This is a genomic window from Kitasatospora sp. NPDC048365 (genome assembly GCF_043200835.1).
In the GTDB taxonomy this organism is placed as follows: Bacteria; Actinomycetota; Actinomycetes; order Streptomycetales; family Streptomycetaceae; genus Kitasatospora; species Kitasatospora terrestris.
On sequence record NZ_JBICYJ010000004.1, the window covers coordinates 252,966 to 276,651 of the forward strand.

Annotated in this window: 24 protein-coding genes; 10 read left to right on the forward strand and 14 right to left on the reverse strand. The window is 73.3% G+C overall.

The window, feature by feature from the left end:
- Positions 1-2 precede the first annotated feature (2 nt).
- A complete protein-coding gene (locus tag ACGFX4_RS05975; protein WP_345697452.1) occupies positions 3-680 on the reverse strand; it encodes a response regulator transcription factor in 678 nt (225 codons plus the stop codon).
- 259 nt (positions 681-939) lie between these two features.
- Between ACGFX4_RS05975 and ACGFX4_RS05980 the strand changes: the two genes are divergently transcribed.
- A complete protein-coding gene (locus ACGFX4_RS05980) occupies positions 940-1,695 on the forward strand; it encodes a SigE family RNA polymerase sigma factor (RefSeq protein ID WP_393070644.1) in 756 nt (251 codons plus the stop codon).
- A gap of 180 nt (positions 1,696-1,875) precedes the next feature.
- On the opposite strand, the gene ACGFX4_RS05985 is transcribed toward ACGFX4_RS05980, so the two are convergent.
- The 4 genes from ACGFX4_RS05985 to deoC form a co-directional block, all read right to left on the reverse strand.
- A complete protein-coding gene (locus tag ACGFX4_RS05985; protein WP_393070646.1) occupies positions 1,876-2,520 on the reverse strand; it encodes an ATP-binding protein in 645 nt (214 codons plus the stop codon).
- 208 nt (positions 2,521-2,728) lie between these two features.
- Positions 2,729-3,631, reverse strand: coding sequence for an aldehyde dehydrogenase family protein (locus tag ACGFX4_RS05990; protein WP_393070647.1), 903 nt, complete (start codon positions 3,629-3,631; stop codon positions 2,729-2,731).
- Complete coding sequence (locus ACGFX4_RS05995; protein WP_393070649.1) at positions 3,624-5,102, reverse strand: aldehyde dehydrogenase family protein; 1,479 nt, start codon at positions 5,100-5,102, stop codon at positions 3,624-3,626. Before ACGFX4_RS05995 ends, ACGFX4_RS05990 begins: the two co-directional genes overlap by 8 nt.
- 5 nt (positions 5,103-5,107) lie before the next feature.
- Positions 5,108-6,094 (reverse strand): deoxyribose-phosphate aldolase, encoded by a 987-nt coding sequence (gene deoC, locus ACGFX4_RS06000; protein ID WP_393070651.1) that lies wholly within the window; start codon positions 6,092-6,094, stop codon positions 5,108-5,110.
- Between the two features lie 126 nt (positions 6,095-6,220).
- Here deoC and ACGFX4_RS06005 point away from each other — a divergent pair, with 126 nt between their 5' ends.
- Positions 6,221-6,961 (forward strand): Clp protease N-terminal domain-containing protein, encoded by a 741-nt coding sequence (locus ACGFX4_RS06005; RefSeq protein ID WP_393070653.1) that lies wholly within the window; start codon positions 6,221-6,223, stop codon positions 6,959-6,961.
- Positions 6,962-7,016: 55 nt separating this feature from the next.
- Here the strand turns inward: ACGFX4_RS06005 and ACGFX4_RS06010 are convergent, their stop codons facing one another.
- Positions 7,017-7,910 (reverse strand): LamG-like jellyroll fold domain-containing protein, encoded by an 894-nt coding sequence (locus tag ACGFX4_RS06010; RefSeq protein WP_393070655.1) that lies wholly within the window; start codon positions 7,908-7,910, stop codon positions 7,017-7,019.
- 114 nt (positions 7,911-8,024) lie between these two features.
- Between ACGFX4_RS06010 and ACGFX4_RS06015 the strand changes: the two genes are divergently transcribed.
- The 4 genes from ACGFX4_RS06015 (at position 8,025) to ACGFX4_RS06030 (ending at position 10,964) form a co-directional block, all read left to right on the forward strand.
- Positions 8,025-8,636 carry a TetR family transcriptional regulator gene (locus ACGFX4_RS06015; RefSeq protein ID WP_393070657.1) on the forward strand — a complete coding sequence of 204 codons (612 nt, stop codon included), beginning with the start codon at positions 8,025-8,027 and terminating at the stop codon, positions 8,634-8,636.
- 54 nt (positions 8,637-8,690) lie between these two features.
- Entirely contained in the window at positions 8,691-9,425 is a 735-nt protein-coding gene (locus tag ACGFX4_RS06020) for an ABC transporter ATP-binding protein (protein ID WP_393070659.1), read from the forward strand.
- A complete protein-coding gene (locus ACGFX4_RS06025; protein ID WP_393070661.1) occupies positions 9,422-10,159 on the forward strand; it encodes an ABC transporter permease in 738 nt (245 codons plus the stop codon). The genes ACGFX4_RS06020 and ACGFX4_RS06025 overlap by 4 nt, the downstream gene beginning before the upstream one ends.
- Positions 10,160-10,292: 133 nt before the next feature.
- Positions 10,293-10,964 (forward strand): PH domain-containing protein, encoded by a 672-nt coding sequence (locus tag ACGFX4_RS06030; protein WP_393070663.1) that lies wholly within the window; start codon positions 10,293-10,295, stop codon positions 10,962-10,964.
- Positions 10,965-11,074: 110 nt separating this feature from the next.
- Here ACGFX4_RS06030 and ACGFX4_RS06035 read toward each other — a convergent pair whose 3' ends face one another.
- From ACGFX4_RS06035 to ACGFX4_RS06045, 3 genes are all read right to left on the reverse strand, one after another.
- On the reverse strand, positions 11,075-12,775 hold the full coding sequence (locus ACGFX4_RS06035) for a phospho-sugar mutase (RefSeq protein ID WP_393070665.1): 1,701 nt from the start codon (positions 12,773-12,775) through the stop codon (positions 11,075-11,077).
- A 123-nt stretch (positions 12,776-12,898) separates the two neighbouring features.
- A complete protein-coding gene (locus ACGFX4_RS06040; protein ID WP_393070666.1) occupies positions 12,899-13,729 on the reverse strand; it encodes a purine-nucleoside phosphorylase in 831 nt (276 codons plus the stop codon).
- Positions 13,730-13,858: 129 nt separating this feature from the next.
- Positions 13,859-14,296 (reverse strand): gamma-glutamylcyclotransferase, encoded by a 438-nt coding sequence (locus ACGFX4_RS06045; RefSeq protein WP_345697438.1) that lies wholly within the window; start codon positions 14,294-14,296, stop codon positions 13,859-13,861.
- 106 nt (positions 14,297-14,402) lie between these two features.
- Here ACGFX4_RS06045 and ACGFX4_RS06050 point away from each other — a divergent pair, with 106 nt between their 5' ends.
- From ACGFX4_RS06050 to ACGFX4_RS06060, 3 genes are all read left to right on the forward strand, one after another.
- Positions 14,403-15,860, forward strand: coding sequence for an NAD(P)H-quinone dehydrogenase (locus ACGFX4_RS06050; RefSeq protein WP_393070668.1), 1,458 nt, complete (start codon positions 14,403-14,405; stop codon positions 15,858-15,860).
- Between the two features lie 172 nt (positions 15,861-16,032).
- Positions 16,033-16,941 (forward strand): DeoR/GlpR family DNA-binding transcription regulator, encoded by a 909-nt coding sequence (locus tag ACGFX4_RS06055; RefSeq protein ID WP_393070726.1) that lies wholly within the window; start codon positions 16,033-16,035, stop codon positions 16,939-16,941.
- Positions 16,942-16,986: 45 nt separating this feature from the next.
- Positions 16,987-18,306 carry a condensation domain-containing protein gene (locus tag ACGFX4_RS06060; RefSeq protein WP_393070670.1) on the forward strand — a complete coding sequence of 440 codons (1,320 nt, stop codon included), beginning with the start codon at positions 16,987-16,989 and terminating at the stop codon, positions 18,304-18,306.
- Between the two features lie 47 nt (positions 18,307-18,353).
- On the opposite strand, the gene ACGFX4_RS06065 is transcribed toward ACGFX4_RS06060, so the two are convergent.
- On the reverse strand, positions 18,354-20,132 hold the full coding sequence (locus ACGFX4_RS06065) for an acetyl/propionyl/methylcrotonyl-CoA carboxylase subunit alpha (protein WP_393070671.1): 1,779 nt from the start codon (positions 20,130-20,132) through the stop codon (positions 18,354-18,356).
- A 229-nt stretch (positions 20,133-20,361) separates the two neighbouring features.
- Entirely contained in the window at positions 20,362-21,153 is a 792-nt protein-coding gene (locus ACGFX4_RS06070) for a hypothetical protein (RefSeq protein WP_393070673.1), read from the reverse strand.
- A gap of 254 nt (positions 21,154-21,407) precedes the next feature.
- Between ACGFX4_RS06070 and ACGFX4_RS06075 the strand changes: the two genes are divergently transcribed.
- Complete coding sequence (locus ACGFX4_RS06075) at positions 21,408-22,160, forward strand: hypothetical protein (RefSeq protein ID WP_393070675.1); 753 nt, start codon at positions 21,408-21,410, stop codon at positions 22,158-22,160.
- Between the two features lie 3 nt (positions 22,161-22,163).
- Here the strand turns inward: ACGFX4_RS06075 and ACGFX4_RS06080 are convergent, their stop codons facing one another.
- The 3 genes from ACGFX4_RS06080 to ACGFX4_RS06090 all read right to left on the reverse strand — a co-directional run bounded on the left by ACGFX4_RS06080 (position 22,164) and on the right by ACGFX4_RS06090 (position 23,632).
- Positions 22,164-22,763 carry a nucleoside triphosphate pyrophosphatase gene (locus ACGFX4_RS06080; RefSeq protein ID WP_393070677.1) on the reverse strand — a complete coding sequence of 200 codons (600 nt, stop codon included), beginning with the start codon at positions 22,761-22,763 and terminating at the stop codon, positions 22,164-22,166.
- 47 nt (positions 22,764-22,810) lie between these two features.
- On the reverse strand, positions 22,811-22,936 hold the full coding sequence (gene mmpB / locus ACGFX4_RS06085; RefSeq protein WP_345697432.1) for a morphogenic membrane protein MmpB: 126 nt from the start codon (positions 22,934-22,936) through the stop codon (positions 22,811-22,813).
- 102 nt (positions 22,937-23,038) lie between these two features.
- Entirely contained in the window at positions 23,039-23,632 is a 594-nt protein-coding gene (locus tag ACGFX4_RS06090) for a TetR/AcrR family transcriptional regulator (RefSeq protein WP_393070679.1), read from the reverse strand.
- Between the last annotated feature and the right edge of the window lie 54 nt (positions 23,633-23,686).

Consider the following 23,686-nt stretch of genomic DNA (forward strand, 5'->3'; position numbering starts at 1 on the left):
AGTTACGCGGGCGGGTCCAGACGGTACCCCACGCCGCGCACGGTGCGGATCAGAGTCGGCGCCGAGGGCACCTCCTCGACCTTCGCCCGCAGCCGCTGCACGCACGCGTCGACCAGCCGGGAGTCGCCCAGGTAGTCGTGCTCCCAGACCAGCCGCAGCAGTTGCTGCCGGGACAGCGCCTGCCCCGGGCGGCGGCTCAGCTCCAGCAGCAGCCGCAGCTCGGTCGGGGTCAGCTGCAGGTCCTGGCCGTCCTTGGTGACCGTCATCGCCGAACGGTCGATCACCAGGCTGCCGTACGCGGCCGAGTCGGAGCTCTCCCGCTCGCCGCGGCGCAGCACCGCGCGGATCCGGGCGTCCAGCACCCGCGGCTGCACCGGCTTGACCACGTAGTCGTCCGCGCCGGACTCCAGGCCGACCACCACGTCGATGTCGTCCGAGCGCGCGGTCAGCAGGATGATCGGCAGCTGGTCGGTGCGGCGGATCCGCCGGCACACCTCGAAGCCGTCGATGCCGGGCAGCATCACGTCGAGCACGATCAAGTCCGGACGCTGCTCCTTGAAGAGCTTCAGGCCGTCCTCGCCCGAGGCGGCGGCGGCCACGCGGTGGCCCTGGCGGGTGAGGGCGAGTTCGAGGCCGGTCCGGATGGCGTCGTCGTCCTCGATCAGAAGCAGGAAAGGCACGGGCTCATTCTGACCCAAGCGGAGCTCCGGAGCACCCACCCGGAGCAACCCGGGAACCGGACGGTTCCCGTCGTGCGTCCGCGCCAGTGGCAGCGGTGTGGACGAAAGTCCCGGGCCTTGTGACAGCGCTGTGACAGTCGGCGGACACCGCCATGACGTCGACCGGGCAGGATTTTCCTTGTCGCCGGAACAACGCACCAGGTCACACCGGTGCGACGGCGATCCAGAGAACCGCTCGTACCGATCATGGGGGTGCACGATGACCGCAACGCTGATGAACCGCACCGCGACGCGTTCAGCCATCGGCCCGGCCCGGACCCGGTTCGAGGTGCGCACCGACCGGGCCTCCGGTTCGGTCGTCGTGCGGGGCTGCACCCACACCAACCGCACCCGCCGCCCCGGCCTCGCCGTGGTCGAGCCGGTCGCGGAGCCGGTGGCGCAGCCGGTCGTCGAGTCCTTCGCCGCGCCGGTCGAGGCCGCCCGCGGGACCGACAACATCGTCGAGTTCACCGCCTACGTGCGGGAGCGCCGCGCCGCGCTCTACGCCACCGCCTACCACCTGACCGGCGACCGGTACGAGGCCGAGGACCTGCTGCAGAGCGCCCTGTTCTCCACCTACCGCGCCTGGGACCGGATCACCGACAAGGCGGCCGTCGGCGGCTACCTCCGCCGCACCATGACCAACCTGCACATCTCCGCCTGGCGGCGCCGCAAGCTCAACGAGTACCCCACCGAGGAGCTGCCGGAGACCGCCGGCGACACCGACGCGATGGGCGGCACCGAGCTGCGCGCCGTGCTCTGGCAGGCGCTGGCCAAGCTGCCGGAGAACCAGCGGACCATGCTCGTCCTGCGCTACTACGAGGGCCGCACCGACCCGGAGATCGCCGACATCCTCGGCATCAGCGTCGGCACGGTGAAGAGCTCCATCTGGCGCGCGCTGCGCCGGCTGCGCGAGGACGAGCAGCTCAACCGCACCGGTGACACGGTGCACGCCTTCGGCGAGCTGGTCGCCTGACGGCCGGAACAGGACTCCCGTCGGGGGACGGGTGAAGAAGGGCTTGGGCGGCGGCAACCGGTTCGGGGGAACCGACGGCCGCGGGGGGAAACCAGGCCCGAACAGACGGAACGGACCCGGTGCGGGGGAGAAGCACCGGGTCCGTTCCGTCGTTGTCGTGCCGCGGGGCGGCGCGGGGCCTCAGACGCGCAGCGCGCGGGCCTCCTGGCGGGCGACGGCGTGCACCCGGCGCTCGGCCTCCAGGCCGTCGCAGGCGTAGGCGCCGAGCTCGACCTGGCGGGCGACGATGCCCCGCTCGGCGCGCATCAGGCGGACGCCGCGGCGGACCAGGTAGGGGACGGACTTGCGGCCCTCCCGGACATCGCGGCGGAAGCGGCGCCAGGCGGTGGTGATCGGGCGGTTGCGCAGGCACAGGGCGTCGCCGAGCAGGCGCTCGGCCCGGCACTGCTCGGCTATCTCGGCGGCGAAGATGCCCTCCGCGATGAACGCGGGGGCCTCGCCCAGCTCCAGGGTGTGGGTGCCGACCCGGCCGTTGTCCGGGATCGAGTAGACCGGGACCTCGGCGCGGCCGGTGTCCACCAGTTGCCGGATGGCGGCGAGCGCGTCCTCGCGGTGCCAGGAGAGCGGGGAGTCCCAGTCCGTGCCGCCGTCCTCCGGGAACTGCGGGAGGGTGGGGTCGTCGCCGTCCTTGTAGAAGTCGTCGAGCTGGAGGACCGGCAGGCCGGTCCGCTCGGCCAGCGAGGACTTCCCCGAGCCGGACGGACCCGAGAGCAGGATGACGCGGGCACGTGCGGTGGTACGGCGGTTCAGCGGGAGGTCACTCACGAGACACCAGTCTGACGTATCGGACGGGCCGTGCGATACCGGGCGGACCGAGATGTTCGCGACAGCGGCCGGCCGACGGTGCCCGGACAGGACGACGGTGCCCGGACAGGGGGACGGACCCGCACCAGGGGGGAGGGTGCGGGTCCGTCAGACCGTCCGGGCCCCCGGGGGGGGTAGGGGCACGTGGGACGGCCGGTCTCTGGTCGGGTCAGATACCCATCGGGTGCCAGACCGTCTTGGTCTCCAGGAAGGAGAGCAGGCGCTCGGTGCCGGGCGCGTCCGTCCAGTCCGCGGCGGACGGGTCCACCGGGGGCCGGACGACTCGCTTCAGCGTATCCGCGGCGGACGCCTCCAGCTGCGCCGCCGCGCCGGGCCCGTCGGCGGCGATCGCCCCGGCCAGGTCGAGCGCGTTGACGTCCTGGTGGGAGGCGAGCGTCGGGGCGATGTCGGCGGTCTTCCCGGAGAGGATGTTCACCACGCCGCCGGGCACGTCCGAGGTGGCCAGCACCTCGCCCAGCGACAGCGCCGGCAGCGGCGCGCCGGCGGCGGCCGCGACCACGACGGTGTTGCCGGTGGCGATCGCCGGGGCGACCACCGACACCAGGCCGAGCAGCGAGTACCCGTGGCCGGCCTGCGGCGCCACGATGCCGACCACGCCGGTCGGCTCCGGGGTGGACAGGTTGAAGAACGGCCCGGCGACCGGGTTGGCGCCGCCCGCGATCTGCGCGACCTTGTCGGTCCAGCCCGCGTACCAGACCCAGCGGTCGATCGCGGCGTCCACCAGCGCGGCCGCCTTCTTGACGCCCAGGCCCTCGGCCGTCGCCACCTCGGCGGTGAACTGCTCGCGGCGGCCCTGCAGCATCTCGGCGACCCGGTACAGCACCTGGCCGCGGTTGTACGCGGTGGTGCCGGCCCAGCCCTTGACCGCGGCGCGGGCGGCCAGGACGGCGTCCCGGGTGTCCTTGCGGGTGCCGAGCGGTGCGTTGGCCAGCCACTGGCCCTTTGCGTCGGTCACCTCGTACACCCGCCCGCTCTCGGAGCGCGGGAACTTCCCGCCGACGTACAGCTTGTAGGTCTTGAAGACGTCAAGACGCAGTGCCACATCAGACATCGAGGTAGGCCTCCAGACCGTGGCGGCCACCCTCGCGGCCGTAACCCGACTCCTTGTAGCCGCCGAACGGCGAGGTCGGGTCGAACTTGTTGAAGGTGTTCGCCCAGACCACACCGGCCTTGAGCTTGTTGGCCATCCAGAGGATGCGCGAGCCCTTCTCCGTCCAGATGCCGGCGGAGAGGCCGTACGGCGTGTTGTTGGCCTTCTCGACCGCCTCGGCGGGGGTGCGGAAGGTCAGCACCGACAGCACCGGGCCGAAGATCTCCTCCTGGGCGATCCGGTGCGCCTGGGAGACGCCGGTGAACAGCGTCGGCTTGAACCAGAAGCCGGTGCCCGGCAGCTCGCAGGCCGGCGACCAGCGCTCGGCGCCCTCGGACTCGCCGATCTCGGTGAGCGCGGTGATCCGGGCCAGCTGCTCGGCGGAGTTGATCGCGCCGATGTCGGTGTTCTTGTCCAGCGGGTCGCCGACCCGCAGGGTGCCCATCCGGCGCTTCAGCGCGTCCAGCAGCTCGTCCTGGATCGACTCCTGGACCAGCAGGCGCGAGCCCGCGCAGCAGACGTGGCCCTGGTTGAAGAAGATGCCGTTGACGATGCCCTCGACCGCCTGGTCGAGCGGCGCGTCGTCGAAGACGATGTTGGCGGCCTTGCCGCCGAGCTCCAGCGAGAGCTTCTTGCGGGTGCCCGCCAGCTGCTTGGCGATCGCCCGGCCGACCGGGGTGGAGCCGGTGAAGGCGACCTTGTTGACGTCCGGGTGCGCGGTCAGCGCCGCGCCCGTCCGGCCGTCACCGGTGACGATGTTGACGACACCCTTCGGCAGACCGGCCTGGCGGCAGATCTCGGCGAAGCGCAGCGCGGTCAGCGGGGTGGTCTCGGCCGGCTTGAGGACGACCGTGTTGCCGGTGGCCAGCGCCGGGGCGATCTTCCACGCCAGCATCAGCAGCGGGAAGTTCCACGGGATGACCTGGCCGGCCACGCCCAGCGGCTTCGGGTTGGCGCCGTAGCCGGCGTAGTCCAGCTTGTCGGCCCAGCCCGCGTAGTAGAAGAAGTGCGCGGCGACCAGCGGCAGGTCCACGTCGCGGGTCTCGCGGATCGGCTTGCCGTTGTCGATCGACTCCAGCACCGCCAGCTCGCGCGAGCGCTCCTGGATGATCCGGGCGATCCGGAACAGGTACTTGGCGCGCTCGCTGCCCGGCAGTGCCGACCAGTCGGCGAACGCCTTGCGGGCGGCGGCGACGGCGCGGTCCACGTCCTCGTCGGTGCCCTGCGCGAAGGACGCCAGCACCTGCTCGGTGGCCGGGTTGACGGTCTTCAGCGCCTCGCTGCCGGAGGAGTCGACGAACTCGCCGCCGATGAAGTGCCCGTACGAGGTCGCGATGTCACCCGCGGCGGCCGGCGACTCGGGCGCCGGGGCGTACTCGAAGAGGCCGGACTTCGCCGGCTGCTCGACGACCGTGTTCTTGTTCTTGGCCATGTTCCTCAGTCCACCGTCACGTAGTCGGGACCGGAGTACCGTCCGGTGGTCAGCTTCTGGCGCTGCATCAGCAGGTCGTTGAGCAGGCTGGAGGCGCCGAAGCGGAACCAGTGCGGGGTCAGCCAGTCGTCGCCCAGGGTCTCGTTGACCATCACCAGGTACTTCATCGCGTCCTTGGTGGTCTTGATGCCGCCGGCAGGCTTCACGCCCACCTGGATCCCAGTCTGCGCCTTGAAGTCGCGGACGGCCTCGAGCATCAGCAGGGTCACCGGGGGAGTCGCGTTCACCGCGACCTTGCCGGTGGAGGTCTTGATGAAGTCGGCGCCGGCCAGCATCGCCAGCCAGGACACCCGGCGGACGTTGTCGTACGTCTGCAGCTCGCCCGTCTCGAAGATCACCTTGAGGTGGGCGGCGGTGCCGTCGGGGCGCTTGCACGCCTCCTTGACCGCGACGATCTCGTTGAAGACGTCCAGGTAGCGGCCGGAGAGGAAGGCGCCCCGGTCGATCACCATGTCGATCTCGTCGGCGCCGGCGGCCACCGCGTCGGCGGTGTCGGCCAGCTTCACCGGCAGCGCGGCGCGGCCGGCCGGGAAGGCGGTGGCGACCGAGGCGACCTGGATCGGCGTGCCGCGCAGGGCATCCTTCGCGGTGGCGACCATGTCCGGATAGACGCAGATCGCGGCCACCTGCGGGGTGGTCGGGTCGGTCGGGTCGGGCGTCCTGCCCTTGGTGCACAGGGCGCGCACCTTGCCGACCGTGTCCGCGCCTTCCAGCGTGGTCAGGTCGATCATCGAAATGGCCAGGTCGATGGCGTACGCCTTGGCCGTGGTCTTGATCGAACGGGTGCCGAGGGTCGCCGCGCGGGCCTCCAGGCCCACCTGGTCGACGCCGGGCAGACCGTGCAGGAAGCGGCGGAGCGAGGCCTCGGACGCCGCGACGTCCTCGAGACCGCTGCCCGCTGCGCCGGGGGCGTTGGCTGCAAGAGTGGACATAGTCACCAGACCAGCATATCTACGCGCGTAGCCGAGGGCTAGGGGTGGGCGGTTTCGATGTCTGACCGAAATGAGAGTGCGCAACCCTGGGTTGACAGTGGAGGGGTGTCAACCTAAGGTTGACATATGACGAACCCGGCTGGCACCAACCCGCAGATCAGCCTCGACGACCTGATCAACGGCATCCGCAAGGCCCACCCCGAAGCCCTCGACCAGCTCACCAACGCGGTCCTCGTCGCCGAACACCTCGGCGACGTCGCGGACCACCTGATCGGCCACTTCGTCGACCAGGCCCGCCGCTCCGGCGCCTCCTGGACCGACATCGGCCGCTCCATGGGCGTCACCCGGCAGGCCGCCCAGAAGCGCTTCGTCCCCAAGGACCCGGCCGCAGCCGGCTCCGAGGAGCTCGACCCGAGCCAGGGCTTCAGCCGCTACACCACCGCCGCCCGCAACGTGGTCATCCATGCCCAGGAAGCCGCCCGCACCAACGGCAACCCCGAGATCCGGACCGAGCACCTCCTGCTCGGACTGGTCGCCGAGCCCGACGCGCTCGCCGCCCTCACCCTCGGCGCGCTCGGCGCCGGGCCCGACGCGGTGCGCACCGCCGCCACCGCCGCCCTCCCGCCCGCCGTCGACGGCCTCCCCGCCCTGATCCCCTTCGACGCCGGGGCCAAGAAGGCCCTCGAACTCACCTTCCGCGAGGCCCTCCGCCTCGGCCACAACTACGTAGGCACCGAGCACATCCTGCTTGCCCTCCTCGAACAGCAGGACGGCGCCGGCCCCCTCGCCGACCTCGGCGTCGCCAAGCCCGCCGCCGAGTCCCACATCGTCACCGCCGTCACCGCCGTCCTCGACGCCGACGCCTGACCCCTCCGTCCCGGGCCCGCCGCCGGTGGTGGACCACCGGCGGCGGGCGGGGCGGTCAGGGGGCGTTGTTCTGGTCGAACATCGTGTTGTAATCGGCCAGTTGGATGATCTGGGATTCGCTCAGCGCGCCCCGGTACAGCCAGGCGTCGTCCAGTTCGCCGGCGAAGTGGTCGGTCCACTCCTGCCCGCTGCGCGACCGGCCGAACTGGAGGGCGTTCAGCTTCCCGAACGGCCGGACCGACGGCACGATCGAGACGCTGGGGAAGCAGAACTCGTCGCCCGGGGCGCACTGCTGGTTCTCCGGCGCGCCGTTCACGTAGAGCTTGAGTGCGGCGGCGTCGGCGTCGTACACGACCGCGAGGTGGTTCCACTGCTCGAACAGGGGGACCGCCGGCGTGTGGGTGGCGATCGATCGTGCCGCGTCCGGCCGGGCCGAGTCGCGGATCTCCGCCTCCCAGTGGCCCACGCTGCTCGCGGTGCCGGTCGCCGCCCGGTGCTTCCAGCGGAGGGTCAGCGCGCTGCCGCGCTTGCCGGTGAGCGCCAGCACGGTCATGTCCCGGGTGGGCGTCGCGATCGGGCTCGCCCAGAGCGCCAGCGAGAAGCTGCCGGTGGTGTCCACCGCGACCGGGGCCTCGGCGTGGCCGTCGATTCCGTCGAGGGCCAGGGTGCCCGGTACGAGCAGCGGGCCGCCGCTCGGGTTGATCGTTGCGCCGCCGCCCAGTCGGGCGTCCAGGTGGCCCGGCCACTCGTCCGGAGTGACGGTCGGCGAGCCGGTGGCGGCGTCCAGACGCCACCGGGCGACGGGCGTGGCCTTGGCGGGCGGGGCCTCCGCACTTCCTGCGCGCGGCCGTGCCGTGGCGGCGGCCTGCCCTGCGGACAGCGGGCCGAGCGCCCCGGTGGCCGCCAGTAGCCCCGCCGCCAGACCGAATGATCTCCTACTGATCGTCATGCGCGCAGACGTTTCCGCACGACCGGTCCTTGCGGCAAGGCCTTTTCGATCTGTGGGACGTGAAGCGGGGCGCAATCGGCCGGGCCGGGGCGGGGGCGCGGTGACAATGGCGGGGTGAGCGACGAGATGCAGGCCGCGGAGAAGAAGCGGACCGGGCGGCGGCCCGGAGGGGAGGACACCCGGGGGGCGGTGCTGGCGGCGGCCCGGGCGGAGTTCGGGGCGAAGGGGTACCAGAAGGCGAGCATGCGGGCGATCGCCCGGGCGGCCGGGGTGGACGCGGCGCTGCTGCACCACTACTTCGGCAGCAAGGATCGGCTGTTCATGGCGGCGCTGGAGTTCCCGATCGACCCGCGGGCGGTGGTGGAGCGGGTGGTGCTCGCGGGGGACCGCGCCTCGGTGGGCGAGCGCCTGGCGGCGTTCGTGCTGGAACTGTGGGAGCAGCCGGCGATCCGGGACCGGCTGCTGGCGCTGCTGCGCACGGCCGCGGCGTCGGAGGAGGTCGCGGCGCTGGTGCGCGGCTTCATGGTGACGGAGCTGGTGGGCCGGCTGGCCGCGGTGCTGGACGGGGAGCGGCCGGAGCTGCGGGTGGAGTTGGCGATGTCGCAGATCGTCGGCCTGGCGATGGCCCGGTACGTGATCGGGGTGGAGCCGCTGGCCTCGGCGCCGCCCGAGGAGCTGGTCCCGCTGCTCGGCCGGACGGTGCAGTCGTACTTCGACGCGCCGTGAGCTGACCTCACGCACCCCCTTGACGGGTCGCGTCGGCGCCGCAAAACTCATCACATGATGAATTCCTCGCCGGGGTCCGCCGCCCCCGCGATCCGGATCGCCGGACTCACCGTCGACCGCGGCGGCCGCACCGTCCTGCACGGCCTCGACCTGGAGCTGGAGCGCGGCTCGATCACCGGCCTGCTCGGCCCCAGCGGCTGCGGCAAGACCACGCTGCTGCGCTCGGTCGTCGGCGTGCAGCGGATCACCGCCGGCACGGTCGAGGTGCTCGGCGAGCCCGCGGGCGGCGCCGGCCTGCGCCACCGCGTCGGGTACGTCACCCAGGCGCCGTCGGTCTACGCCGACCTGACCGTCGCCGAGAACCTCGACTACTTCGCCGCCGTGCTCGGCGCCCCGCGCACCGACCCCGCCCGGGTGGTCGCCCGGGTCGGCCTGGCCGGGCACGAGCGCGACGCGGTCGGCCGGCTCTCCGGCGGCCAGCGGGCCCGGGTCTCGCTCGCCGCGGCCCTGCTCGGCACGCCCGAGCTGCTGGTCCTGGACGAGCCGACGGTCGGCCTCGACCCGGTGCTGCGGCAGGACCTGTGGCGGCTGTTCCGCGAGCTCGCGGACGGCGGCGCCACCCTGCTGGTCTCCAGCCACGTGATGGACGAGGCCACCCGCTGCGACCGGCTGCTGCTGATGCGCGAGGGCCGGCTGCTCGCCCACGACAGCCCGGACGAACTGCTCAGGTCCACCGGCGCGGCCGACATCGACAGCGCCTTCCTGGAACTCGTGGAGAGCGCCCGATGAACCCGACCCGTACCCTCGCCACCGCCCGGCGCGTCCTCGCCCAGCTGCGCCACGACCCGCGTACCATCGCGCTGCTGCTGGTGGTGCCCTGCCTGCTGCTGGTCCTGCTGAAGTACATGTTCGACGCCCAGCCGGGCACCTTCGACCGGATCGGCCCCGCGCTGCTCGGCGTCTTCCCGCTGATGGTGATGTTCCTGGTCACCTCGGTGGCGATGCTGCGGGAGCGGACCACCGGCACCCTGGAGCGGCTGCTCACCATGCCGCTCGGCAAGCTCGACCTGCTGCTGGGCTACGCGCTGGCGTTCGGCGCGGTCGCCCTGGTGCAGGCGGCGCTCGCCTCCGCGCTGACCATCGGCGTGCTCGGCCTGGACATCGCCGGGCCGACCTGGCTGGTCTTCTCCGTCGCGGTCGCGGACGGGCTGCTCGGGATGGCGCTCGGCCTGCTGGTCTCCGCCTTCGCCGCCACCGAGTTCCAGGCCGTGCAGTTCCTGCCGGCGGTGCTGCTGCCGCAACTGCTGCTCTGCGGACTGTTCGTGCCGCGCGAGGACATGGCACCCGTGCTGCGCTGGATCTCCGACGTGCTGCCGCTCTCGTACGCGGTGGACGCGATGGCCCGGCTCACCACCTCCGCCGGCGTCCAGGGCCGGACCCTGCTCGACCTCGGCGTGGTCGCCGTGTGCGGGCTGCTCTCGCTCGCCCTCGGCGCCGCCACCCTGCGGCGGCGCACCGCCTGACCCGCTCCGCCCGACGTCCGCCCGACGTCCGCCCGTCACCGCTGGTGGCGGGCGGTCTTCGTGGCCGTCCCGTGGCCTGGTCGTGCTCTGGAGACTCTGGGAAGCACGGGAGGGATGGGGCAGAATCGACGACATGACCGATTCCGACGGCACGCCCGACCAGGGCTCCGCCGCCCCCGAGCAGAAGTACGCCGACCGCGTGCAGCGCTCCGTCCCCGGCATCATCGCCGGCGTGATGCTGCTGGCCATCGCCGGCTGGCTGATCATCGACGCGGTGATCAACGGCACCGGCCGCACCCCGTGGATCGCCCTCGCGGCGGCCCCGGTCTTCGCCTTCCCGGTGATCGCGTACACGCTGCGTCCGGCCGTGCTCTCCAACGACCGCCGGCTGCTGGTCCGCAACCCGCTGCGGACGATCGACGTCCCGTGGGCGTCGGTGGAGGGGCTGAAGGCCGGTTACTCGGTCGAGCTGTTCGCCGGCGGCAAGAAGTACCAGGTCTGGGCCGTCCCGGTGTCGCTGCGCCAGCGCAAGCGGGCCAACCGGATGGCCGCCCGCGCCGCCGCCTCCGGCGACACCACCAGCAGCCGGTGGAGCGTCCCGGCCGGCCGCAGCGTCCGGCCAGGCCAGTCGGACCCGACGCGCGCCTGGTCCGACCAGGTGGTGAGCGAGCTGCAGGAGCTGGCCGACACCAACGCGGCCAACCCGCTGGCCGCCGGCGAGGCCCGGGTCACCTGGTGCTGGTGGATCATCGCCCCGACCCTGGCCGGCCTGATCGCCCTGGTCACCCTGATCGTCGCCACCTGACCGCAGCGCCTCCCGCACGCAGCGCCACCTGACCGCAGCGCTTCCCGCACGGGGCGCCGGACCGCCTGAGCAGGCGGACCGGCGCCCCGTCGGACTTTCCGGGGGCGGCCTCAGATGCCCGCCGCGCCCGCCAGGTCGCGCTTGATCGCGGCGAGGATCTCCGCCGCGCGGTCGCGGGTGGTGCCGAGGTCGGCCGCGGTGGGGACCGGGAGGACGACTTCGAGGTAGCACTTGAGCTTGGGCTCGGTGCCGGAGGGCCGGACCACGATGCGGGCGGAGGTGACGCCCTCGCCGGCCAGGTAGTAGCGCAGGCCGTCGGTGGGCGGCAGGTCGGCGGAGCCGGCGGTGAGGTCGTCGGCGCGGGTGACGCGCAGTCCGGCGAGCTCGGTGGGCGGCTGCTCGCGCAGCCGTCGCATGGCGTCGGCGATCACCGTCAGGTCGTCGACCCGGACCGACAGCTGGTCGGTGGCGTGCAGCCCGTGTTCGAGGGCGAGGTCGTCGAGCAGGTCGGTGAGGGTGCGTCCGGTCCGCTTGAGGCCGGCGGCGAGTTCGGCGACCAGCAGGGCGGCGGTGATGCCGTCCTTGTCGCGGACGCCGGACGGGTCGACGCAGTAGCCGAGCGCCTCCTCGTAGCCGTAGCGCAGGCCGTCCGCCCGGGAGATCCACTTGAAGCCGGTGAGGGTCTCCGCGTAGCCGAGGCCGGCGGCGGAGGCGATCCGGCCGAGCAGGGTGGAGGAGACGATGGTGGTGGCGAAGGTGCCGGTGGCCCGCTTGTCGACCAGTGCGGCGCCCAGCAGCGCGCCGACCTCGTCGCCGCGCAGCATCCGCCAGCCGCCGCTGCCGCCGCCCGCCGGGACGGCGACGGCGCAGCGGTCGGCGTCCGGGTCGTTGGCGATGACGATGTCGGGGCCGACGGCGGCGGCGGTGCGGAAGGCGAGGTCCATCGCGCCGGGCTCTTCCGGGTTGGGGAAGGCGACGGTCGGGAAGTCGGGGTCGGGCTCGCCCTGTTCGGCGACGACGGTGGGGGCGGGGAAGCCGGCCGCCTTGAAGGCGGCGAGCAGGACGTCCCGGCCGACGCCGTGCATCGGGGTGTAGACGACGTCGAGGTCGCGGGCGCCGTCCGGGGCGACCACGGTGACGGCGCGTCGCAGGTACGCCTCGACGACGTCGTCGCCGAGCACCTCCCAGCCGTCCGAGGCGCGCGGGACGTCGGCCAGCGAGCCGATCGCGTCGATCTCGGCGGCGATCTCGATGTCGGCGGGCGGGACGATCTGCGAGCCGTCGCCCAGGTACACCTTGTAGCCGTTGTCCTGCGGTGGGTTGTGGCTGGCCGTGACGGTGACGCCGGCGGCCGCGCCGAGGTGGCGGACGGCGAAGGCGAGCACGGGGGTGGGCAGCGGCCGGGGCAGCAGGGCGGCGCGCAGGCCGGCGCCGACCACGACGGCGGCGGTGTCGCGGGCGAAGTCCCAGGACTTGTGCCGGGCGTCGTAGCCGATCACCACGAGGTCGCCGAGCGAGGGGTTCTTGCGGACGTACGCGGCGAGGCCGGCGGCGGCGCGGATGACCACGGCGCGGTTCATCCGCATCGGGCCGGCGCCGAGTTCGCCGCGCAGGCCGGCGGTGCCGAACTGGAGGCGGTCGGCGAAGCGTTCGGCCAGCCGGGACCAGGCGATCCGCTCCTCGCCCTCGGCCTCGGGGCCTTCGGCGGCGGCCAGCAGGGAGGTCAGCTCCTCGCGGGTCTGCGGGTCGGGGTCCTCGGCGAGCCAGGCGCGGGCCCGGGCGAGGAGGTCGGTGGTGGAGGCCTGCGGCATGGGTGCCCTGCTCCCTCGTGAGGTTGTCGTCGCCAATGGGACCGGGCCGCCGGTCGGAGCGTGGGGGCAGCCCCACACCCCGGCCGACGGCCCGTCCGTTACCGATTCTGCGTCAGGTGCGGATCAGATCCGCTCAAGCACCTTCGCCAGCAGCGCGCCCATCCGCTCGGCCGAGGCCTTGCCGGCCTCCAGGACCTCCGCGTGGTTGAGCGGCTCGCCGGTGATGCCGGCGGCGAGGTTGGTGACCAGGGAGATGCCGAGCACCTCGGCGCCGGCCTCGCGGGCGGCGATGGCCTCCAGGGTGGTGGACATGCCGACCAGCTCGCCGCCGATGACCCGGGCCATGTGGACCTCGGCCGGGGTCTCGTAGTGCGGGCCGCGGAACTGCACGTAGACCGCCTCGTCGAGGCTCGGGTCGACCTCGCGGCACAGCGCGCGCAGGCGCTTGGAGTACAGGTCGGTGAGGTCGACGAAGTTGGCGCCGACGATCGGGGAGTCCGCGGTCAGGTTGATGTGGTCGCTGATCAGGACCGGCTGGCCGGGCACCCAGCCCTCGCGCAGGCCGCCGCAGCCGTTGGTCAGCACGATGGTCCGGCAGCCGGCCGCGGCGGCGGTGCGCACGCCGTGCACCACGGTGGCCACGCCGTGGCCCTCGTAGTAGTGGTTGCGGCCGAGGAAGACCAGGGCGCGGCGGTCGCCCCCGCCCGGGATCCGGACCGAGCGGATGGTGCCGGCGTGGCCGGCCACGGCGGGCGCGGGGAAGCCGGGCAGCTCGGTGACCGGGAACTCGGCCAGCGTCTCGCCGAGGGCGTCGGCGGCCGGCACCCAGCCGGAGCCCATCACCAGGGCGACGTCGTGGTGCTCGGCGCCGGTGAGCTCGCGCAGGCGATCGGCGGCGGCCCGGGCGGCGGCGTAGGGGTCGGCGGAGACGACCGACTGAGGAGAAGCGTTCACGTCGCCGAGGATAGTCAAGAAACCACTACGCGCGTAGACAGATCGTGGAAGCCATGCCGGATCGTTACCCGGATTGCGTAGAACGACAGCTTTCGACCCGCTATCGTCCGCCGCGCCTGGAGGTACCTCTCAACAGGGACGGCGGCGCAGGTCCAGCACGTAGTCGTCCGGCGCGCCGGCGCTCTCCGCGGCGTCCGCGATCAGCCCGAGGTAGCGCGCGGCGGGCAGCCCGCCCTCGTAGTCGTTCAGCACGTACGTCCAGACCGACACCTCGCCGTCCAGGGTCTGCGCGCGCAGCCGGACCTTGCGGTAGATGCCGAGCTGCACACCCTCCCAGCGGTCCAGGCCCTCCTCGTCCATCGGCGCCACGTCGTAGAGCGAGACGAAGACCTGCTCCTTCTCGTCCTCCACCACCGTGGCCAGCGAGCCCTCCCAGCCCAGCTGCTCGCCGCCGAAGGTCAGCCGCCAGCCGGGCAGCCAGCCGGTGCCGCGCAGCGGGGAGTGCGGGGCGCGCCGGCTCATCTGCCGGGCGTCGAGGTTGGTGGCGTAGGCGGCGTAGAGCGACATGGTCGCCAGCCTACGGGAGATCACCGCGGGAACCTGAGACCCGATCACGGCGCACAACCCCCGGAACAACGCCCCCGGCGTGGATTCCGTTCCGGCATGCGGGAGAATGGGGCACGTGACTCGGATCGTGATCATCGGTGGCGGACCCGGCGGATACGAGGCGGCCCTGGTGGCCGCCCAGCTCGGCGCGGAGGTGACCGTCGTCGACCGCGACGGCCTGGGCGGATCGGCGGTGCTCACGGACTGCGTGCCGTCCAAGACCCTGATCGCGACCGCCGAGGTGATGACGACTTTCGACTCCTCGTACGAGGAGCTCGGCATCATCGTCGCCGACGACACCCCGCCGCTGGAGCAGCAGGCCCGGGTGGTCGGCGTGGACCTCGGCAAGGTCAACCGCCGTGTGAAGCGCCTGGCGATCGCCCAGTCGCACGACATCACCCAGGCGGTCACCCGGGCCGGCGTCACCGTGCTGCGCGGCAAGGGCCGGCTCGGCGCCGGCGGCCAGGCGGTCGACGGCTCCCGCGAGGTGCTGGTGGGCCGCGAGGACGGCAGCACCGAGTCGCTGCGCGCCGACGTGGTGCTGATCGCCACCGGTGTCCACCCGCGCGAGCTGCCCGACGCCCAGCCGGACGGTGAGCGGATCCTGACCTGGACCCAGGTGTACGACCTGGAGGAGCTGCCCCGCGAGCTGATCGTGGTCGGCTCCGGCGTCACCGGCGCCGAGTTCGCCGGCGCGTACCAGGCGCTCGGCTCCAACGTCACCCTGGTCTCCTCGCGCGACCGGGTGCTGCCCGGGGAGGACCCGGACGCCGCCGAGGTGCTGGAGGACGTCTTCCGCCGCCGTGGCATGAACGTGATGGGCCGTTCGCGCGCCGAGAGCGCCAAGCGGATCGGCGACCGGGTCGAGGTCACCCTCTCCGACGGCACGGTGATCGAGGGCACCCACTGCCTGATGGCGGTCGGCTCGATCCCGAACACCGCGGAGATGGGCCTGGAGGAGGCCGGCGTCCAGCTCAACGACTGGGGCCAGATCAAGGTCGACCGGGTCTCCCGCACCACCGCCCCCGGCGTGTACGCGGCCGGCGACTGCACCGGCGTCTTCATGCTCGCCTCGGTGGCCGCCATGCAGGGCCGGATCGCGATGTACCACGCGCTCGGCGACGCGGTGCAGCCGCTCAACCTGAAGACCGTCGCCTCCAACGTCTTCACCGACCCGGAGATCGCCACGGTCGGCTACACCGCCGCCGACGTCTCCTGCGGGAAGATGGACGCGGTCGAGATCAAGCTGCCGCTGCGCGGCAACCCGCGGGCCAAGATGCAGGGCATCCGGGACGGCTTCGTGAAGCTCTTCGCCCGCCCCGGCACCGGCATCGTGGTCGGCGGCGTGGTGGTCGCCCCGCGCGCCAGCGAGCTGATCCACTCCATCTCGCTCGCGGTGGACAACAACCTGACGGTCGAACAGGTGGCCAGTGCGTTCACGGTCTACCCGTCGCTCTCCGGCTCCACCGCCGAGGCCGCGCGCCAGCTGCACATCCGCAAGCGCGAGGGCTCCTCGGACGCCTGAGTCCCACTGCTTCACCGGCGTCACTCGGTCAGCGGAGCGCGCATTGTACGGTCGCGCGCCGCACCGAGGTGAGCAATTCCGACTACCGGCTGCAAACGCCTGAAAGCAGACGGTCACTCAGGTTACCGTCGGTCCTGTGTTTGCAGCAGAACGTCGCCAGTTGATCCTCGAAATGGTGCGCGCCAACGGAGCCGTGTCGCTCCGTGAGCTCGCCCGCGTCGTCCAGACCTCCGAAGTCACCGTACGCAGAGACGTGCGGGCGCTGGAGGCCGAAGGGCTGCTCGACCGCCGGCACGGCGGTGCGGTGCTGCCCGGAGGCTTCAGCCGGGAGCCGGGATACCCGCAGAAGACCCACCTCGCCGCCGCCGAGAAGAGCGCGATCGCCGACCTGGCGGCCGGGCTCGTCGAGGAGGGCGACGCGGTGGTGGTCGGCGCGGGCACCACGACCCAGGAGCTGGCCCGCCGGCTCGCCCGCATCCCCGGCCTGACCGTGGTCACCAACTCGCTGCTGGTCGCCCAGGCGCTGGCCCATGCCAACCGGGTCGAGGTGGTGATGACCGGCGGCACCCTGCGCGGCTCCAACTACGCCCTGGTGGGCAGTGGGGCCGAGCAGTCGCTGCACGGCCTGCGGGTCGCCAAGGCGTTCATCTCCGGCAGCGGGCTGACCGCCGAGCGCGGCCTGTCCACCACCAACATGCTCTCCGCCAGCGTCGACCGGGCGCTGGTGCAGGCGGCGGCGGAGGTGATCGTGCTCGCCGACCACACCAAGCTCGGCACCGACACCATGTTCCAGACCGTGCCGACCGAGGCGATCACCCGGTTGGTCACCGACGAGCACACCGCCGCCGAGGACCCGACCGCCCGGGAGCTGGACGCGCTGGCCGACTGCGGCGTGCAGATCGCGGTCGCCCCGCTGGGCCTGGCCGCCGAGCAGCCCGCCCACCCGGTGCCGGGCACCGCGACCGGTCCGCGCCGCCCCAGCCCCCCGCCGGCCGGTGCCCCGCTCCCCGGCCAGCGCCGCCCCGGCACCCACAACGGCCCGCCCGGCCAGCTCCCGACCCGGCTGGCGAGCATTCGCTGAGCAACCCCCTGACGGCCGGCCCCCGGGTGCCCTAGGCTGCCGCGCGTGAGCGCTGAGCAGCAGGTGGGAATCGTCGTACACGGTGCCAGTTCCGGTACCGGGGAGGCGACTTGGGGGCAGCGGGCGATCTCGGACAAGGTGGCCGGGCTCGGCGCCGACGCGCCGCGGTACAACCTGCGGCTGGCCGCCCCGGTGGACCCGGGCATGCCCGCCGCCGCGGTGCTCGACGCCCTGACCCGCCTGCTGCACCTGCACGAGGCGCTGCGCACCCGGCTGCTGCCCGCCCCGGACGGCCTGCGCCAGCAGGTCGACGCCGAGGGCGGACTCGCCGTCGCCGTCCGGGTGTCCACGCCCGACCGGGCGGCCGACGAGGCCACCGCGCTGCTCGCCGAGCTGGGCGACCGCCCGTTCGACTGCGCCGTCCAATGGCCGTTGCGGGTGGGCCTGGTGGAGGTCGCAGGGCTGGTCCGGCACCTGGTGCTGGTGCTCTCGCACACCGCCTGCGACGGCTGGGGCATGCGCCGGCTGGTCCGCGACCTGACCGAGCTCTCGCTGGGCCGCGGCGTCGAGCAGCTGCGCGCCGAGCGGCCGAGCCGGCAGCCGCTCCAGGAGGCCGCGCTGCAGCACTCCGAGCGCGGGGCGAAGCGCGACGCGGCCGCCCGCCGGCACTGGCGGGACAAGCTCGCCGCGGGCCCGCGCCGGCTCTTCCCCGCACCGGACGGCGCCGCGCCCGACCGGCCCTTCCCGAACGCGGTGCTGCGCTCCCCGCGGCTCGCGCGGGCGGTGGCCCGGGTGGCGGCCGCGCACCGGGTGAGCGAGCCGACGGTGCTGCTGGCGGCCGGCGCGACCATGCTCTGCCGGCTCTCCGGGGCGCCGGACGCGATGTTCCAGGTGGTGGTGGCCAACCGGTTCACCGCCGGGACGGCCGACGCGGTGACCACCATGGCCCAGCAGGGGCTGTTCCACCTGCCCGGCCCCGGGCCGGACTTCGCCGACACCGTGCGCCGCACCCAGGGAGCCTCGCTGGCCGCGTACCGGCACGCCGGCTACGACGCCGCCGCCCTGGAGCGGGACATCGCCGGGCTGGACGCCGCCGACCACTCCTGCTGGTGGAACGACACCCGCGACCCGCTGGCCGCCCTGATGGACGGCCCCACCGCCCCGGCCGACGGCCCGACCGAGCTGGCCTGGCCGCAGGTCTTCCCGCCGCGCGAGAACACCACCTTCGCGGTGGACGTCAACGCCGCGCCGGGCGCCCTGGAGCTGGCGATGACCGCCGACAGCGCGCTGCTCTCCCGCCGGGACATGGCGGACTTCCTGCACGGCATCGAGGAACTGGTGCTGACCGAGGCCGGAAAGGCCTGACGGCCCGCACCCCGGGCGGGGTACGGGCCGTCGGGTCACGACCGGACTCAGACGTCCTTGATCTCGCAGAGCGCGGCGCCGCTGCTCACCGAGGCGCCCACCTCGGCCTTGAGGCCGACGACGGTGCCCGCCTTGTGGGCGTTGAGCGGCTGCTCCATCTTCATCGCCTCCAGGACGACGATCAGCTCGCCCTCGGCGACGACCTGGCCCTCCTCCACGGCGACCTTGACGATGGTGCCCTGCATCGGCGAGGCGAGGGTGTCACCGGAGACCGCGGCACCGGCCTTCTTGGTGCCGACCCGGCGCTTGGCCTTCGCGGAGCCCGCGGCGGCGGCCGCCGGGGCGGCGGAGACACCGAGCGAGGACGGCAGCGAGACCTCGATCCGCTTGCCGCCGACCTCGACCACGACGGTCTCGCGGCCCTCGGCCTCCTCACCGTCGGCGCCCGCACCCGCGAACGCCGGGATGGTGTTGTCGAACTCGGTCTCGATCCAGCGGGTGAAGACCGTGAACGGCTCGTCGCTGCCGTGCACCTCCGGCGCGAACGCCGGGTCGGTGACGACCGCCTGGTGGAACGGGATGGCCGTGGCCATGCCCTCCACCTTGAACTCCGCCAGCGCGCGGGCGGCACGCTGCAGCGCCTGCTTGCGGTCGGCGCCGGTGACGATCAGCTTGGCGAGCAGCGAGTCCCAGGCGGGGCCGATGACCGAACCGGTCTCGACGCCGGCGTCCAGACGGACGCCCGGGCCGGACGGCGGGGCGAACAGCGACACCGTGCCCGGGGCGGGCAGGAAGTTGCGGCCCGGGTCCTCGCCGTTGATGCGGAACTCGATCGAGTGACCGCGGATCTCCGGGTCGTCGTAGCCGAGCGCCTCGCCGTCGGCGATCCGGAACATCTCGCGGACCAGGTCGATGCCGGTGACCTCCTCGGAGACCGGGTGCTCGACCTGCAGGCGGGTGTTGACCTCCAGGAAGGAGATCAGGCCGTCCTGGGAGACCAGGAACTCGCAGGTGCCGGCGCCGACGTAGCCCGCCTCACGCAGGATCGCCTTGGAGGCGCGGTACAGCTCGGCGTTCTGCTCGGCGGTGAGGAACGGCGCGGGCGCCTCCTCGACCAGCTTCTGGTGCCGGCGCTGCAGCGAGCAGTCACGGGTGGAGACGATCACCACGTTGCCGTGCTGGTCGGCCAGGCACTGGGTCTCGACGTGGCGTGGCTTGTCGAGGTACTGCTCGACGAAGCACTCGCCGCGACCGAAGGCGGCGACCGCCTCGCGGACCGCCGACTCGTACAGCTCGGGGATCTCCTCGAGCGTGCGGGCGACCTTCAGGCCGCGGCCGCCGCCGCCGTACGCCGCCTTGATGGCGACCGGCAGGCCGTGCTCGGTGGCGAACGCGACGACCTCGTCGGCGCCGGAGACCGGCTCCGGGGTGCCGGCGACCAGCGGGGCACCGGCGCGCTGGGCGACGTGCCGGGCGGTGACCTTGTCGCCGAGGTCGCGGATGGCCTGCGGCGGCGGGCCGATCCAGATCAGGCCCGCGTCCAGCACGGCCTGGGCGAAGTCGGCGTTCTCGGACAGGAAGCCGTAGCCGGGGTGGACGGCGTCCGCACCCGCGTCGGCGGCCGCCTTGAGCACCTTGGCGATGTCCAGGTAGCTGGTGGCGGGGGTGTCGCCGCCGAGCGCGTAGGCCTCGTCGGCCGCGCGGACGTGCAGCGCGTCCCGGTCCGGCTCGGCGTACACGGCGACGCTGGCGATACCGGCGTCCCTGCAGGCCCGGGCGACGCGGACGGCGATTTCTCCGCGGTTGGCGATGAGCACCTTGCGCACTGTGGCTCCCTTCTTGAACCTCGTTGAGTCTAGGGATCGAGAGGTCCTACCGGCGAGTAGAACCAGGTGGTGAGCATGCTCACACGGAGCGTGACGCTTCTGCGTGATCACACGGGCACGGAGCGGGATGCTCCGCTGGTGGTGACGGTACGCGCTGCACGTCGAAGCTGGCTCGTGCGGCGGGCGCGCCCGTCAGGTCGCCGCGTGGCCTTCGCCACACGGCCCGCGCTCAGCCCGCCGCGGGGGCGGGTGCGGCGGCGGGTGCGGCGGCGGGTGCGGCGGCGGGTGCGGCGGCGGGTGCGGCGGCCACCAGGTCGCTGACGTCCGCCGCCAGGTCGACCACGTCGGGCCCGTAGGCGCCGGAGTCGACCACCCGCAGGACCACGGCGAACGCGCCGTCCGACCCGTAACGGCGGGCCAGCGAGCGGTGGTTGGCGAGCAGGTAGCGGACCGCCGCGTGGTTGGAGACCGCGGTCTGCCCGGCGATCAGGAAGACCGGCCTGGCGTCCGGCCCGACCCGCAGCCGGGCGAGCACCGCGAACACCTCCCGGCCCGGCCGGCCGGGCTCGTGCAGGTACGCGAACTCCCGCTCGCCCGCCCGTATGGTCAGGTCGTACGGCGGCCCGTCGGAGTCGAGCGCGAACTCGATCCCGGGCAGCCAGGAACGCAGGTGGGCGGCCGTCCGGTCGTTGCTGGCCGGGCCGCCCAGGCAGAACTCCGCCTTGGCGCCCAGGCCCTGACGGACCTGGTCGTGCGCCACCAGCTCGGGGCGCGCGCCGCACTCCTTGACCAGCGCGGACAGCTCCATCAGCGCGTACACGTCGTTGCGCGAGACGCTGCCGCCGGAGCCGGCCTTCCGGTTCACCACCAGCAGGCAGTCGGAGCCGGCCGGCATTCCGAAGAACGCCTGGATCCGGCCGAGCCGCCGGCGGCGGCGCACCGTCTGGGCGAGCCAGCCGAGCCCGGCGCTGATGCCGGTGGCGACCAGCCCGAGCACCACGTTGAGCACACTGTCGGTCATTGCTCCGTGGTCCCCTTCCCGGCCGGTCGGCTGCGCCAGCCTAGCCGGGCCCGGTGGGGTGCGGGGTGGTTCCCCTGCAACAGATGTACGGCCCCGGTTCTGTCCGGATCGGCACCCCGGAAGCGGAGGGCGAGGTGCCGATTCCGCCGCCGGCCGTAACGTCTTGGACCAGATTGGTTCAGACCATTGACGCTCGATCGCCGGCCTCCCTAGCGTGCGGGGCGGCTGTTGCAGTCCATGTTGACGGGGGAGAGATGAAGCGAACCGCCCTGCCGGTGGCCCTGGTCGCCGCGACACTGGTCCTCGCCGGGTGCACCGGCTCCGACCCGGGCGGCGACACCGCCGCGGCACCGAGCCCGAGCGCGAAGACCTACGGCTGCCTCACCAAGGACCAGGCCGCCAAGGGCTCCTTCGGACTGGAGGCCGGCACCGCGGCCGGCGGCACGCTCGACGCCTACTACCGCGACTCCGACGCCGGCGGCGCCAAGGTCGCCGTCGTCCTCTCCCACCAGCTGGACGGCTCGCTCTGCGAGTGGGCCCCGCACCTGGACGCCTTCACCAAGGCCGGGTACGCCGTCCTCCCCTTCACCTGCAGCGGGGACGTCACCGACGGCATCAAGGCCGCCGCCGCCCACCTCAAGGGCAAGGGCGTCGGCAGGGTCGTGCTGATCGGCGCCTCCAAGGGCGGCGCCGCCTCGCTGGTCGCGGGCAAGCTCGACAACCCGCTGCCGGTCGCCGCGATCGTCACCCTCAGCTCGCCCGAGGCGTACGGCCAGTTCAACGCCGCGCTCGCGGTGAAGGCTGTCAAGGCGCCGACCTTCTTCGCCGCCGAGGAGGGCGACGCGCCCTTCAACGCCGACGCCAAGTCGCTGTACGACGCCGCCACCGCCACCGGGAAGCAGCTCAAGCTGTACCCCGGCTCGAACCACGGCGCCCCGCTGCTCGGCGACGGCGCGCTGCCCGACGTGCTGGCCTTCCTGGCCGCGAACGCCCCGGCGAGCGGCTGATCCTCAGGCCCAGAGGTCGGTGATCCGCACGTCCAGGTCGGCGAGCAGGCGGCGCAGCAGCGGCAGGGACAGGCCGATCACGTTGCCCGGGTCGCCGTCGATGCCCTCGACGAACGGCGCCGACCGGCCGTCCAGGGTGAACGCGCCCGCCACGTGCAGCGGTTCGCCGGAAGCGATGTACGCCGCCAGCTCCTCGTCGTCCGGCGTGCCGAAGCGCACCGTGGTCGACGCGGTCGCCGACACCTGCCGGCCGGTCACCGTGTCGATCACGCAGTGGCCGGTCTGCAGCACGCCCGCGCGGCCGCGCATCGCCCGCCAGCGCTCCAGCGCGTCGGCGGCGTCCTTCGGCTTGCCGAGCGCCTGCCCGTCCAGCTCCAGCACCGAGTCGCAGCCGACCACCAGCTCGCCGTCCAGGAGCCCGACCGCCACCGCCTTCGCCTTCGCCTCCGCCAGCACCCGGGCCAGCTCGCCCGGCGTCGGCGCCGAGATCGCGTCCTCGTCCACCCCACTGACCTGGACCCGGGGATCCAGCCCCGCCTGCCGCAGCAGACCCAGCCGGGCGGGAGAGGCGGACGCGAGCACGAGAACACGGCGGTTGGTCATGCGCCCCAGCCTAGAGTGCCTGGCGCCGCCCACGGGCCGGCTCGGGGTCAGGCGACGAGCAGGATCGCCGCCAGGACCGCGAGCACCGCCAGCAGCCGGCTCGCGCGGAGCAGCATCTGCTGCGCGCGGCGGGCTTCGGGCGACGGCTCGTCGCGGGGGTCTGACCAGAGCACATCACCAGCGTGCGCCCGGCGCCTCGACTCGCGCCTGAGTACGCGTACTCAGTTCCCGCACGACCGCGGCCGGTCGGATCCGGGGCGCGGCGGGGGCGGGGCTCAGTCGGGCTGGAGCGAGCGCCAGATCCGGTCCGGGAGGACGCGGACCGCCCGGGGGAGGTCCATGTCCTGCGGTCCGGCCAGCCAGCGGTGCGCGGCGACCGCGACCGGGCCGATCAGCAGCACCTCGATCAGCGGCGCCGGCAGTTCCGCGATCTCCCCGGCGGCGATCCGGGGCCGCATCCAGGCGGCGATCTCGGCGAACTTCGCGGCCTTCGCCGAGCGGATCCGCTCGGCGTGCACGCCGAGGTAGCTGGAGTACGCGGAGCCGTGCAGGAACCGCCCGGCGTCCGGGTTCCGTTCGGCGTAGCCGAGGTAGGCGGTGACCAGGGCGCGGACGCCGGTGCGGGCGGTGCGGGTGCGGCGCAGCGCGGCGAGCATCCCGTCGTACTGCTCCTCCATGCAGCGCACGTACAGCTCGGTCGCCAGGCCGTCGAAGCTGCCGAAGTGGTGGTAGAGGCTGCCGAGGCTGACCCCGCTCGCCGCGGTGACCGCGTTGACGGTGAACCCGGGCTGTCCGCCGGCCGCGTACACCTCCAGGGCGGCGGTCAGCAGCCGCTCGACGGTGGCCTCGCCACGGAGTTGCTTCGCCATGGCAGGACAGTCTAGTTCGGGCCAATGGCAGAACAATTTTCTAGAAACCTACTC